This is a genomic window from Halobacteriovorax sp. DPLXC-1 (assembly GCF_036903125.1).
GTDB classification, from domain to species: domain Bacteria; phylum Bdellovibrionota; class Bacteriovoracia; order Bacteriovoracales; family Bacteriovoracaceae; genus Halobacteriovorax_A; species Halobacteriovorax_A vibrionivorans.
Genome location: NZ_JAYMCO010000003.1, coordinates 515,711 through 529,538, shown reverse-complemented (window position 1 = coordinate 529,538; position 13,828 = coordinate 515,711). Strand labels below are relative to the sequence as shown.

The following is a 13,828-nucleotide window of genomic DNA, read 5'->3' as shown; positions in this document are numbered from 1 at the left end:
GCTAAATCAATCTAGTAAAGTAATTCTATAATTATAACTTTTTTATAACTAGAGGAAGAGTATGAGTAATGTATTAGAACCATCTTTAAAATCGAAGAAGGCCGGAATCGCCTTCGGATTCGTCATTTCCTTTGTTCTCGGTGCAGCATTTGTCTTCTCTGCACTAAAAGCAGGAATAACCCCAGGAATTAGCCCCCTTGTTGTTTTATTTGGTTGGGTTGCCATGGGTGCCTTCTTTAAGAAGGACATGAAGGGCTTTCTAGCTATGGCCCAAGTAACTGGATCTGCCGGAGTTGCAGTAACAGCTGGTGTCGCTTTTGTCGCACCAATTATTCAAATTTTAGCAGCTGAACTTGGTGAACCTGTTCCGCCAGTTGATATTCTATCTCTTATTCTATCTTCTGCGGCCGGTTGTTTTCTCGGTTGGGGTTTTGTAGGACTTGCAACAGAGAGATTCTTAACTGATCCAAAGCTACCGGCTCCCGAAGCTGTTGCTTGTGATCGCTTAATTCAAACAGCAGCTGATAATCCTCAGGCACGTCCACCACTAATGCTTTCACTTGTACCTGGTTTATTATTTGGTTTTGTGATGGCGTTTTTAAGCCAAATCAAAGTATTAAAAGCAAGTATCTATGACCTTAAGTTCACTCTTAGTGGCGTTGAAACAAAACTTCCACTGCCAATTAACCCACTCTATTTTGGAATTGGTGCACTTCTTACGGTTCCAACAGCAGTCTTAATTTTCTTTGGAGGACTTCTAAACGCAGTTGTTAAAGGAATGTCTGCGGCCCAAGGAATGCCAGGCACAACTTTTCGTTGGGTTGGTGGTGCAGCTATGGTTGTGGCCGTTGTTTATTCACTAATCGCTTATATTATTGAAGGTCGTAAAACTCGTAATGCCCTTGCTGATAAAGAAGCAGATTATAATGCTGAACAATTAGAAATCCCAGACGATAGAAGAAAGCAGCTTCTAGGATCAATCGCATTTGGTGCCATCCTACTTCTTGCCATGATGATCTATTCAGGTGCAACAATTGTAGGTCTTGTGGCCCTTGGTATAGTTGCCCTACTACTAATCTTTTTCCTAAGTGGTCTAGGTGCTCTTTTATCCCTTCAAGTTGGTTCATCCGCTTCACCTGTTTCAGGAACAGTATTTATGGGAATGCTTGTTCTAAGTCTTGTGGGTCTTGCTATTGGACTAGAAGGAATTCAAGGTGTTTACTTCTTAGTTCCAATTATTGTTGCAGCTTGTGTTGCCATTTGTGCATCTAACGATTCATCACAAGATTATAAGACAATGCAATTTAATGGCCTAAAGGTTTCAAGCTCATTTGTTGGGCAAATCGTAGGTCTTCTTGGTGGAGCTATTTCAGTTCCCCTTGCAGTTTACGTTGCACATGAGACAGGAACTCTTGGAAGTGAGGCCCTACCAGCACCACAGGCAGCCTTCTTTGCAACAGTTTTAAAATCACTATTTATTCAAAGTGATATTCCTCTTATGCCAGTTTTAGCTGGAACAGGACTTGGTCTTGTTGCAGTAACTGTTGAAATAATTGGAAAGCGCAAAGGAATCATTCTAAGCTCACTTGCCTTTGCCGTTGGGATCTATCTTCCTTCATATATTGGAACGGGAATCCTACTTGGTTCTCTTGCAAGACTATCAGGAACAAAGTCAGTGACTAAAATCACTCACCGAGGAATCCTAACAGCAGCAGGACTTATTACAGGAGATGCTCTCTTTGCACTTCTTTTTGGAATTCTTGCCATTGCAGGAATGGAAATTGCTGGAGTAGAAGGGTTTAACTATCAAACAAGCTTAAGCGTACTTTTCTTTGTTGGTCTACTACTTACAACAGCAATCAACTACGCGAAAACTTCTGCAATCGAGAAAAACTAATTCTTAAAGTGCCATGGTAATCGCCATGGCACTTACCACTTACTATTGAGATAAGTATGTACGGACTGAATCATACTAACATCTGGAGTTTCAGTCGTTATGATAACTTCATTAATTTCTCCATTGAAGTAATCACCACTACCACCACCAGTCGTTCCACTTAAAAGATTTGTTTTACCTGAGCGGCCACCAAGTCCAATTGCTCCTGTTTTACCATTTGAAGGAAAGACTCTTGTTGTGGTTGATGCTGTACCAATACTATTTGAGTTAACAACACATTCTAAAGATCCATTTGCCCCGTCAGGCCCTGTGTAGTTTGTGTAATCATAGAGCCAAGACACATGATAAACAGAATCAGCATTAATAGGTGTGTTAATTTGAATAAATGGTTGCGCTCCATCTCCATCATCAACAGTATTCCAAAATGCGCAATATAATTTCCCTTGATCAATATAAATATTCATCCCTCTTGTCGATCCACCTTCTTCATAAACAACTTGAGTCGTACTGATATTGGCCCCAGTCTTTAATGAGATCGTGATATTTTTAGAAGTCGTAACCGTATCATTAATTCCAGCTTGAGTTGAAAGTCGATAAGTTGTATCCCCTGCAAACTCCAGAGCATTCGTTGATACATTATAATTTGCTCCTGCCCCCGACTGAATACTCCAGTCATATACTGTTGCACTTCCAGAAATATCGAGAAGAGTATTTGCAGTACCAGAAAAGAGCGGATCACTTGCGTCATAACCAGAAGGGTCTAAGATACTAGCTAAGTCTTGGCCATCGTAGTGTAGAATCGTAGAAGGTAGTCCACCACTAGCAATATCGTAAACTTGCCACACATTAGATGTGGCAATTTGAGAGTCATTATTACTCGTATCAACTCCCTTAACTGAAATATAGTAATCGACACCTTCATTTAATAATAAAGATATACCTGCCACGCCATCAATGGCCTGATAACTTTCAACAGTACCAATATTGGTCCATCCTAAGATATCATCACCACCAGCAGTGGTACCAATAGCAAATTCATAATGGTCAAGAATAAAGTATGATGACTGAATTGGAGACCAGCTTAAAGTAGCACTACTTGTTTGAGTTGAGTTATTAGTTAAGGCCAAATTATTTGGTGAACTTAGCTCACTACCAGACCACTTCCCTCTTAAATAATCATGGATAGCATTAACTCCAGTAGCGTCAGGAGTTGAAGCGGCAATAATAAATTCTAATATTTTTCCTTTAAAGAAGTAATCCTGAGTACTATAAATCACACCATCATGAAAATGAGAACTATTCAATAAAGCACCAAGTCCAATATCTCCAGCGTGAGAAAATAAACGTGAAGTAGTCACAACACTTCCAACTGAAGAGTTATTAATATAACACTCAACTGAACCATCAGGGCCGGCAGCACCAGCATAATTTCGATAATCCAGAGACCAAGTTATATGGTAAGTTGAGTCAGTAGAAATTGGTGAAGAAACAGACACAAAAGGCTGAACTCCGTCACCGTCATTTGAGTTATTCCAGAATCCACAATAGAGATTTCCACTGTCGATATAAATATTCATTCCGCGATTAGCATCACCTTCTTCATAAATAACTTGTCTTGTAGTGATATCATTTTCAGTCTTAACAGAAATAGTTAAGTTTTTCTCAATATCGGTACTTAGATTTAAGTCAGCATGCTCTGGAATTTTTAAATAAGTAGTTGATCCATTAAACTTTATATTTCCACTTATAAAGTCCGGGTCTGAAGTAGCATCAGCGATAGCATTATGAACATTGACACTAGCTGACTTATCTTCCCATGTATAAACATTGCCATTAAAAGAAGGACTATCTGCTGAAATTGCAAGATTATCTTTTACAGTTAATAAGTCGGCACTATCAAGCCATACCAACATATTTGGAAGTGAATCTTCAACAGGTGTAATTTGCCATGCAGCTGAAGTCATAACAGTAGATACGTTACCGGCATAATCAACGGCCCTTACAGATGTATAATAATCCACACCAGTACTTAAATTTACATTCATCCCATTAAGGCCGTTTTGGGCCTGATAAGAAGTCACATTACCAATATACTTAAAACCTGACGTGATATCACTAGCGCCAGGGGCCGTTCCAATTGCTAACTCATAATATCTCATGGCACAGTTATCAGTAGCACTAGACCAAGAAGTAGTTGTTGCAACCGATTGAGATGCCTCACCTGAAACAGAAATATTTGATGAGAATACGGGACTCGTATTATCATAACGGAAACCAAGCGTATCAGTTACGACACTTCCATATGTCCCACCTAAGGACTTCACTCTAGCACTTGGATAAATAATGGAACATTCCACAATTCCAGTAAGATTTGAAAAGCTGTGACTTTGATTCGTTCCAACATTTGTAAAGCTTGCGATACTATCAGTTCCAGCAGATGAACCAAGTCCGACCTCAATAGAGTCAAAACTTTCTGCAGGGTTTGTCCAACTAATCACAGGACTATTAATTGGCGTTCCTCTAATCCAAACCGCAGCACTTGATAAGTTACTTACACCACCAGTAATAGTACTCGTAAAACTTACTCCGTTAGAAGTCAGCCCATTTAAACTCGCAGAAACGCTTGTTGTACCAGCACTGGTGGCCACAACCTGCCCTGTAGAATCGACAGTTACAACACCAGAAGGAGAAACTGCATAGTTAGCAAAGTTTGTTATATCGATTGTCGATAAATCACTTAAATTTAATATTGCAGATAACTGAGCACTTCCTGAAACCTCTAAGACTGTTTGACTTGCCGATAAACTAATTGAAGTAAAAGTTGGACAAGTTAAACTTACATTAGTGATATCTGAACCAGAGATAACTCCAGAGGCATTAGCGAGACTACAGTTGATTGTAGGGTTTTGTGTAGGAGTAGCAATTGTAATGCTATAAGAATCGGTATCAAAAAGCTCAGTAGCAAATTGATAACTACTTGCCCCTGCTGGGATGTATAGATTCTCTACTCCATTTAGATTCAGAGTAATCCCACTATGATTAAGGTTAGTAATAGGGCCACTAATCTTTCTTGAATTTGGTATTGAGCCCCCCATCCAAGATAGGATTGGAGCAGTGAAGGCACCATGCCCTTCTAAATTATAGCCTTCGTTTGGTACACGCCAACCAGGAGATGAGACAAAGTCGAAACTCGTATAACTTCCTGCCGAACTTGCACTGGCCTGTGCAACAGCACTTCCAAGAGTGTTAAAAGAGGCATCTCTATTTTCTTGGATATAAAATGATTGAGTGACCGATAAAGAACCTGCTGAAAATTCCTCACCAAGAATGGCCCCCATAGTTAAAGAGTCGAAACTTGAGCCTGTATTTTGAGTAACGATACCGTGAGCATAGACATCAGTAACGGAGTCCACAATTGTTGAATTTAAATATCCGACAATACCTCCGGCACTTCCGTCGGCTTCAACATTTCCAGTACTGAAGGAATCGGTAATACTTCCTTCTAATTGATAACCAATCAATGCAGAAATATTGCGACCGCTTGCAGTGATATTACCAGTAGCAAAGCAGCCTCTTGTATCACCTCGATGTAGACCGACCAGCGCTCCTGAAGAGTTTCTTACGCCAGAGACATTCCCGCTTGCATAAGAATTTTCAAGGTAGCCGCCTCTAAAATATCCAATCAATCCACCTACATAATCAGCAGTACCATTATTGATGTTGACGTCACCAGTCGCATAAAGTCTTTCAAAACGAGAGGTCCATGAATTGGCATATCCTAATAGGCCACCAATATAAGATCTTGGTGTTGGATTGGTAATATTAACAGTTGAAGTTGAGTATGAGTCTCTAAATTCTTCACCAAAGAAATATCCAGCGACTCCACCAACAAATGAAGTTCTTGCATCAATTGTTCCAGTAGAGAAAACATTATACATGATAGAGTTTTCACCATGAAAGCGGCCAGCGATACCACCGACAAAATTAGATTGCGCATTGATATTCATTGATGAATTAGAGTCATGAATTGTCGAGTCTTCACTAAGCAGACCAACAATTCCTCCAATATATGAAGTAACAGAATTATAACGATCATCCGCAACAGTGATTGTTCCGGAACTAGTTGAATTAGTTATTGTCGCACTACTTCCCGACCCAAGTATCCCTCCAACATGAGAAGAGCCAGCACTGATATTTCCAGTAAAGCTACAATTATCAAGGTTAACGCTGCCAACAGAGCGTCCAACAACTCCTGCAACATGGCCATCACTTGCATCTTTTGGCGAAGAAATATCTCCCGTTATTGTGACAAATGAAATACTTCCGCCAGCAATTTCTCCAGCTAGACCACCTACATAATTATTAATAGCAGCAACATTTGAATTAGAAGTAACATTAGTGATAGTCATATTTGGTTCTTGAATTTGGGCCACTAATCCCCCAACATATCCAAGACCATTAACAGTATTATTTAAGTCAATATTATCAAGGGTAAAGCTTCCATCACTTGAAGTGACGATACCGATGAGGCCACCGGTATAATTATTCCCTTGTACATTAACTGTACTAGAAATATTGTTCATAGTTAAAGCAGCGCTAGAGCTGGCCACACCGATCATGCCACCAGTATTTAAAATACCTGTTACACTACCTTCAAGCGTAATATTATCAAAAGTATTTACTCCATTAGCATTTCCAACAATTGAGCCAACTTTTGTATATCCATTAACTGAAAAATTTAAGAAATCAATATTCTTAACAGTCGCACCGCTCATGGTTTTAAAAATTCCAACGTTACTAGCAGATGGCCTATTAATGACGAAGTTTTTAACAGTGAAACCTTTACCGTCTAAGACTCCAGTAAAATTCCCATTTAGCGGATTAATTGTACTACCTGCGAAATCAATATCATTAGCAAGTTCAAATTTTGCACTAGGATTAACTTCAATATTTTTAAAGTGATTAGGATTACAAATAATATATGGGATGGTGTCACCATTACCGCCGCTATTATAATTTGCATATAAAGAACCACTAGCACCACTGTCACTACATGAGTTACTACTAATAGACTTATTAAGTGTTCTAGTAATAAGTGGAGATACGATGGCACCTGTATCATCTTTTAGTTGAGCATTGATTGTAATAGTACCCGACGTAAGTTCTGTGGCATCAATTAGTGCTACCCAACGATTATTGCTCTGGCATATCGTCGATAATGTTACTGAGCCTGTGATACTAATCTCTTCTCCAACAACTCCACACTCTCCGTGAATTAACTTAGTCGTTGCAATTGGAGCTCCATTGGAATCTGGATATGTAAATGAAATTGAGTAGGTTCCCACACTCACATTCGCGACGGGATCTGTAGAAGTTATAATGTCCAATTGTTCAGTATTTGCTGCAATAGCGCTTAATGTCTTTTCTGATCCAATCCCAAATAAATTTGGTGTCCCCTCATTAATTGGGTCATCACTAAAAGTTTGAATCGAATTAAAACCATAATTGGCCTCATTCATAAAATCAAAAATAGCGTAGTTATAATCAAGAGTTTCACCTGGAAGTTTGAATCCGACACTTGGCATGGACCAATCATTTGCACCAGCAAAGTTAAATCCTGCATAACTTAATTCAGATGCCATTTCCTCAGCAGTAAGTTGATTCCCGAACCTGTTGAAACCATTAAAAGGTGCTGCAGAGGCCATATCTGTAAATGTAATCGAGTCCAAGAAAAATGTGTTATTAGCTAAGTTAACGTTTGAGCTCGTTCCAAAAACCGGCCCAAAGATACTTTCCCCTAACGTTGAGTCTGAAGACTTATTAATACTACCTACCATATAGGCATTCGTAATGGTTGTTGAATCATCGATATACCAGCCGGTAATACCACCAATATTTCCATCACCTTCTAAGTTGGCCTTAACAAAAACATCATTGATATTATTTTGAAAAGCAAGTCCTGCGATACCTCCAATATAACGAAGTGACCCACTTATATTTCCACCAGCATAGGCATTGTGTATTGGTGTTTTTAGATAACCAGCAATTCCTCCGATTAAAGATCTTGCCCCAGTAATATTTCCAGTATTGAAAACATTGCTAATACTTTGGGCCTCAACATAACCAAAGAGTCCACCAACATTATCTGCAATACCATTATTAAAGTGAATACTTCCAGAGTTGTATAATTTATCAAAAATAACATCACTCTTTTTAGTATAACCTGCGATACCACCAATATATGCCTTTGGAGTTGGGTTCGTAATCGTGATATTTGAATGAGAGAATGAGTTTGTAATAGACTTCCCAGTCATGAAACCAACTAGGCCTCCAACATTTGAAGTCATTGCCTCTATCGCTCCTACAGAATAAGAGCTATCAATCGTTGTATTGCCTCCACCAAGGAATCCGACAAGGCCCCCAACATAGTAAGCAGTAGAGTTTATATCGACATGAGAGTGTGAACCTGAGATTGATGAGTCTAAGTTAATATTACCAACTAGACCTCCAACAAATTTCACAACACTATTATAATAATCTTCATTAACAACGATACTTCCTCTCGTATAAGAGTTTGTTATCGATCCAGATAGTAATCGTCCGATTAGTCCACCGGTGTAGCTACCACCAGAGGTAATATTAGAGACGACTTTAGAGTTACTTATGGAATGCGTACCTTTGGCGTGTCCAATTAGACCACCAACATTTACATCAACAGCATCTTTTGAAGTTCCAACAGAGCCAATATGAGAAACATTATCAAAGCTTCCCCCAGCACTCTCTCCAATAAGACCACCAACCACAACACCAGTACTTGTAATACTTCCTTTGTGGTGAACATTTGTAAAAGTTTGATTTGGCTCTAAAATTAAACCGGCAAAACCACCAACATAGTCATGGCCTGCTACATTTGAATAGATGTCTGTATTGCTAACATTTAAAAGGCCGTCGTTAGTATTGATATAACCAATCACTCCACCTGTGTAGTTATTGGCATTAACATCAACTTGTATTTGAGAGTCAGAAATATTAAGTGAGCTTGAGCTATTACCCAAACCGATTAAACCACCGGCCATAGTAATTGCATTTACTTTCCCTGAAACTCTGATGCTATTAATCGTTCCAGCTCCTCTCCAGTCTCCTGCGAGTAAACCAACACGACTATTCCCCGTCACCTGTGCGTTGTGAATATGTAATTCACTAATATTTGCATCCGAGATATATTTGAAAATCCCAACACTATTATCAGCGGCACGATTGATAATATAATTTTTAAGAGCATATCCTCGACCATTAAGTTCACCTGAGAAGACAGCAGCAATAGGAACAATATTTTGACCAGCAAAATCGATATCGGTTGCGAGTTGAAATCTTGAGTTTGGGTTAAGAGCGATATTTAAAAATTGCTGAGAAGTACAAATTTTATATGGAATCAAAGATCCATCTGCACTTTCTGAGTTGGCATATAATTTAGTTAAATTTGCAGAATCCTCACAGATATTGTCTTGTTTAGTAAAGATTCTTGAAGCTACAGAAGAGCCTCCACTCATATTTTTATCTTTTAATTGAACGTTAACTGTAACAGCTCCCACTGCTGACTCTAGTGCTGAAACTGGTGCTGCCCAATGATAATCACTCTGACAGATCGAGTATAAATTAACAGCACCTGTTACCTCAATTGGATAACCTGGCTTACCACAATGGCCAGAAATTACACTATAACCAGAAATTGAACTTCCATCTGAGCTAGGTCTTAGAATAGTGATTTCAAAAGCGCCAGGAGTGACAGTAAGACTCCCTTCAGCTTCAAGTGAGTCATCACAGGACACCATTGTGAACGCTAACATTATAAGAATAAAATTTAGCAATATTTTGTTCATTTCCACCGTTAATTAAAGAAAAATTATTTTGAGGAAAACACATAGATGATTGTAAGCGACTATGCCTCCCCACAAACAATAATCCTTTATCTCATCGTAATTATATCTATTTATGTTTAGTATTTTCTGAACACTGCAAACAAAATAAATTGAAACCGGCAAAATTTATTGGCTAGACCAAAGAGGAACAAGTAAAAACAGGTATTTACTTCTACTTATGCGAGCACGAGAAGGCCCTTAAGATATTAATTCTTAGACGCGGCTTTTATAAAGGCCATAACATCTGCCAAACAGCACTTCCCTGATGGGTTTGCTCTTTCACAAAAACAGCCTGGATCTTTCATTTTAGCTTTAATCTCATCCACAATTAATGTTTGATTATTACATCTTACAGCTTCAAATAATTCTTTCTTTGATTTTTTAAAACAATAACAAATCAATCCGTCGAGATTCTCAAGATCAACTTCCTTACTCTTTTCATCATTATTATTTGAACAGCAATTACTCATATTGCGATTGTAGCATGAATTCTAAATTAAAAAATCACGTATTAGCGATCTGAGTTTATCTTAATTACTTTTCTTTTTACTCACCTTCTTCCACTGAGAATCACTCTTTTTAGATGCATCGATATGCTTTAATCCGTAAGCACAACTTACTAGTGATAAAAGCATTAGAATTGATATTAAATTTCTCATTGATTACCTCTTTGCTACTTTTGTATTTTTTGATCTTAATAATTCTCTTAGTCTTACGGCGATATCACTTAAACACGTTGATACAGCACCATTGAATCTTTCTTTGATATCAGTGTCTGTCCATACCATCTCAGTTGATCTTTCAACTTCTACAAAGTTTCTTTCGTATTCGTGTCCCTTTTTAATTTTAGCCCTTACATTTAAATCTGCGATACCAATCAGGCTTGCTGCCCAAAATCCAACATCTGGTTCAACAAATAATTGATTAATTTTTACATCAAGTACAACATCACTTTGTTTACGAAATTTAGAAACGATAAATCCTTGGATACGCAATTCACTTTCGATGGCATCTTTTAACCAGCGTGATTGCGACGTTGGTAAATATACCTGAGCAGTATCGATTCCATAACCATTCTTCTTTACACCGACAACTCGGTCCTCTTTATTATCAACATGGACATAAACTCTGGTATTACTTCTGCTCTTTTCAGTGGATTTAGAATAATACTCTCTTTGAATATTCACATCAGTGAAGGCACAAGAGCATAAAAACATTAAACTAAGTATCGCTAGACCTTTGGACATAACCTCTCCTCTTAAATCATTATCTTTTCTAATTAATCGGCTTTAGGGAGACAAAATATGAACAAAATCAACGACTTAAGACACAAAAGAGATTTGCTTGCTAAGTTATAGATTATACAAGAATAATTTGTGATGACTTTATTTGCTATCAACTAAACATTGTCAAAAATACATCATTTAACTCAAGATATTTAATTTGCTGTATAAAAATAAGAAAATTTATTCAAAGGCAAATATATGAAGTTACTTAGCTTAATTCTGTTAATCACTATTTCGTTCCAGGTTTCGGCCCGTCCAAGAAATGGCGCTCTTTACTGCGGAAAGCATGAGTCTCATATTAAAATCTATTTCAAACAAGATTCTAAGCTTTACTACTATATTGATAATACTGATTTAAGAGATCTAAAAGAATACGAGTGTGTGGAGTTCACACCAGAGCTTCCATTCTACGATGAAGTTCAAAGCGCATATCTTAAAGCACAAAAAAATGTTGAAAAATTCAGTAGCGGCTCAACTGCGCTTTATCGACTAGAGCATGATACGCGCTACTATTGTGGAAACCCACAATCAGGAGGCCTATATGCTGCTTACACAAAGAAGTATTATGAGGCGCTCTACCTTTACGATATCGAATCAAAGACTTTTGATACTTACGATTGTATCAATCTTTAATACTTTTACTACTTACCTTGTCTCTCTAGCTCTTCAATCTCTTTGAGTATTTTGTCGGCCTCAGAAGATAGCTCACTATAAAGTGCGATATTCCCATTTCTTTGGGCCTCAAGTGCCTCTACTAATTTTTTCTGGTACTTCTTTTCTAGCTTTTTCTTCTTACTTCCAAGGCCAAACATAATTATTCTCCTGTTAGGTAGTCATCACTGATATTCACAAGGCTAAATTTCAACTTAGCTTTAAGCTCATCTTCTTGATAAACCTCTGCTGAAAATTTAAAAAGATTATCCATCTTATCAATGAGTTTAACCTTTGCCTTTAAGTCACCTTGAGGCTTCACGATACTAAAATACTTAGCCCCTTGAACTTTATTTAAAACACCCAAGGCCCAGCCCTTGGTTTTATTAGAGTTATAATCTTTAACTGGTGAGTGATATTTTGTAATTAGAACTCCTGCACTTTGAGTGCAAAACTCCTGAATCATTGCCCCTGGAACGACTGGTGCATTTGGAAAGTGGCCCTTAACAAAGAATTCATCCCCAGAGAAGGTTTTTAATGACTCGATTTCATTCTCATTTGATTTCGTAACCTCAGAAACCATTAAGTATGGATCTCGATGATGTAGTAACTCTTGTATTTGTGTTTTATTCATTTCTTACTCCTTAATGGTATTTAGCGCAGACTGAAAGACAGAGACAATTCCTTGTCCTGGAAATGTATAGTCTCCAACAAAGTATATATTTTCGTTTTTCATTTTATTAGGAATTAAGCGAAGTAGAGAAAGTGCTGAATTATGAATCAGACCACCTACTTCTCCATTAGGCCTTTGTGTATAGTGCTTAAATGTTAATGGAGTGCCGACACTATCAAAGGCCACCTCATCAATTTCATGCTCTTTAAAGCATTTATTAAAAGCATCAAGAACGTCTGTTTTAAACTTCTCTTTTTTATTTTTATAAGCATCATCTCTTTGATCAAAACCATCGCAATCAACATGGGTAGACACTGTTACCATTTGCATACCTTCAGAGCGGTGCTGATCATCAGGATGTGAGAATGAAAAGAAGAGTGATCCATCTCGGTAATGAACTTGCTGATATAATTCAGTGATAGGTATTTTACTTGAGAAGCTAAAATAGGCCGTCATTGCACCCCAAATCTTTCCCTTGTCTTGCTTTAACTCTTTATCCATAAATAATGAATCAAAAACTTCTGGAGAAATATTTGAGATTAGCTTTGAGCATTTAATCTGCTCTTTATTTGTTGAGATAAGATACGCCCCGCCCTCTTTTTCAATTTTCTCACAAGTAGAGCGATATTTAATCTCACCACCAAATGACTGAATCTTACTCTCTAAGGATTTCACTAATCCCCACATTCCACCTTCAATAGCGTGGGTATCAAGCGGATAGAAGAAGCCAAGTATTCCCATAAATGCAGGACATGTCTTAGAAGTTTGTTGAGTACTAATGAGAAGTAGTTGATCTAAGACACGAATAAATCTCTTATTTTTTTTCATCTCTTTAGGAAGGTAATTATAAAAAGATGATGTGAAAAGCTTAGGGTGTTTAAGAAGTTTTCTTGTTGGATTCATAAAGAACTTCTTAATTGTTGAAGGACCAATATTTGGAAAGTCCTGTACATAATCAAGACTCTCCCAAAGAAGATCCTCTAGGGCCTGCCATTTTTTTAGCGTCTTTAAGCAATCAAGATTAAAGACTCTTATTAACTCATCGTTAAGTTCATCTAAACTAGCGTAGAAGTTAAATACTTCATCTTCTGTATTAACTTTTATCCCTGGATTGCAGTGATAAGTTTTTAAATCTAAATTTAGTTTTTTTAAGATCTTATTTACTGGGCGGCCATCGGCAAGGCCACTTAGTGTCGTTGCACCGACATCGTAATATCCTTGTTTTCGCTTAAAGTATCCTGCACAACCTCCTCCAGCATAGTGAGACTCCACAAGCAATACTCGCTCACCTTTTTGGGCCAATAAGGCAGCGGCGGCAAGCCCGCCCATACCAGCACCAAGAACGACAACATCATACTCTTTCATAAAGTTATTCCGTTTTCTTCATACCATATCACAAATC

At 37.8% G+C, this 13,828-nt stretch carries 9 protein-coding genes; 2 read left to right on the top strand and 7 right to left on the bottom strand.

The window, feature by feature from the left end:
* Positions 1 to 61: 61 nt before the first annotated feature.
* Positions 62 to 1,897 carry a hypothetical protein gene (locus VCM44_RS12525; RefSeq protein WP_334678974.1) on the top strand — a complete coding sequence of 612 codons (1,836 nt, stop codon included), beginning with the start codon at positions 62 to 64 and terminating at the stop codon, positions 1,895 to 1,897.
* 32 nt (positions 1,898 to 1,929) lie between these two features.
* On the opposite strand, the gene VCM44_RS12520 is transcribed toward VCM44_RS12525, so the two are convergent.
* The 4 genes from VCM44_RS12520 to VCM44_RS12505 form a co-directional block, all read right to left on the bottom strand.
* On the bottom strand, positions 1,930 to 9,744 hold the full coding sequence (locus VCM44_RS12520; RefSeq protein ID WP_334678973.1) for a hypothetical protein: 7,815 nt from the start codon (positions 9,742 to 9,744) through the stop codon (positions 1,930 to 1,932).
* 278 nt (positions 9,745 to 10,022) lie between these two features.
* Entirely contained in the window at positions 10,023 to 10,286 is a 264-nt protein-coding gene (locus tag VCM44_RS12515; RefSeq protein ID WP_115361312.1) for a hypothetical protein, read from the bottom strand.
* 60 nt (positions 10,287 to 10,346) lie between these two features.
* Positions 10,347 to 10,475, bottom strand: a complete 129-nt coding sequence (locus tag VCM44_RS12510; protein WP_255509241.1) for a hypothetical protein — start codon at positions 10,473 to 10,475, stop codon at positions 10,347 to 10,349.
* A 3-nt stretch (positions 10,476 to 10,478) separates the two neighbouring features.
* Positions 10,479 to 11,063 (bottom strand): YajG family lipoprotein, encoded by a 585-nt coding sequence (locus tag VCM44_RS12505; protein WP_334678972.1) that lies wholly within the window; start codon positions 11,061 to 11,063, stop codon positions 10,479 to 10,481.
* A 237-nt stretch (positions 11,064 to 11,300) separates the two neighbouring features.
* Here VCM44_RS12505 and VCM44_RS12500 point away from each other — a divergent pair, with 237 nt between their 5' ends.
* Positions 11,301 to 11,735: a hypothetical protein gene (locus tag VCM44_RS12500; RefSeq protein ID WP_334678971.1), complete on the top strand. Its 435-nt coding sequence runs from the start codon at positions 11,301 to 11,303 to the stop codon at positions 11,733 to 11,735.
* A gap of 8 nt (positions 11,736 to 11,743) precedes the next feature.
* Here VCM44_RS12500 and VCM44_RS12495 read toward each other — a convergent pair whose 3' ends face one another.
* Genes VCM44_RS12495 through VCM44_RS12485 form a run of 3 tightly spaced genes read right to left on the bottom strand, consistent with a single transcriptional unit; the run spans position 11,744 to position 13,791 of the window.
* Positions 11,744 to 11,914 carry a DUF6435 family protein gene (locus VCM44_RS12495; protein ID WP_334678970.1) on the bottom strand — a complete coding sequence of 57 codons (171 nt, stop codon included), beginning with the start codon at positions 11,912 to 11,914 and terminating at the stop codon, positions 11,744 to 11,746.
* A 2-nt stretch (positions 11,915 to 11,916) separates the two neighbouring features.
* Positions 11,917 to 12,387 carry a 3-hydroxyacyl-ACP dehydratase FabZ family protein gene (locus VCM44_RS12490; RefSeq protein WP_334678969.1) on the bottom strand — a complete coding sequence of 157 codons (471 nt, stop codon included), beginning with the start codon at positions 12,385 to 12,387 and terminating at the stop codon, positions 11,917 to 11,919.
* Positions 12,388 to 12,390: 3 nt separating this feature from the next.
* Positions 12,391 to 13,791, bottom strand: coding sequence for a phytoene desaturase family protein (locus VCM44_RS12485; RefSeq protein WP_334678968.1), 1,401 nt, complete (start codon positions 13,789 to 13,791; stop codon positions 12,391 to 12,393).
* Positions 13,792 to 13,828: the final 37 nt, after the last annotated feature.